Below are 555 nucleotides of genomic sequence, written 5' to 3' on the forward strand. Positions count from 1 at the left end.
CCAGCTTTATCCGTTGCAATAATGACTAATTCTGTGCCTGCCTTTTGCACGTCAATGGTTACTTTATATTGACCATCTTCTCCAGCCGTTCCGGTACCAATCACCGAACCATTTACTTTCACTTCTACTTTTGATCCAGCTTCCGCTTGGCCGGTGACTGTTGTATCCTTGTCGGTTACTTCATTTACTACAGGTTTTTCTGGAGCTGTTACGTCTCTTATCACTACTGTGGTTGTTTCACTTACATTACCAGCCTTATCTGTAGCAATAATGACTAATTCTGTGCCTGCCCTTTGCACGTCCATGGTTACTTCATATTGACCATCTTCTCCAGCCGTTCCGGTACCGATCACCGTACCATTTACTTTCACTTCGACTTTTGATCCAGCTTCCGCTTGGCCGGTGACTGTTGTATCTTTGTCGGTTACTTCATTTACTACAGGTTTTTCTGGAGCTGTTACGTCTCTTATCACTACTGTGGTTGATTCACTTACATTACCAGCCTTATCTGTAGCAATAATGACTAATTCTGTACCTGCCTTTTGCGCGTCAATG

The 555-nt window shown here is 43.4% G+C and carries 1 protein-coding gene; it reads right to left on the bottom strand.

What is annotated here, in order from left to right; genetic code table 11:
• Positions 1-555 (bottom strand): Ig-like domain-containing protein (locus BDR01S_RS26015; RefSeq protein WP_235846655.1); only part of this gene is annotated, 555 nt, incomplete at both ends.

The sequence above is a fragment of the Neobacillus drentensis NBRC 102427 genome (assembly GCF_001591445.1).
Classification (GTDB): domain Bacteria; phylum Bacillota; class Bacilli; order Bacillales; family Cytobacillaceae; genus Neobacillus; species Neobacillus drentensis.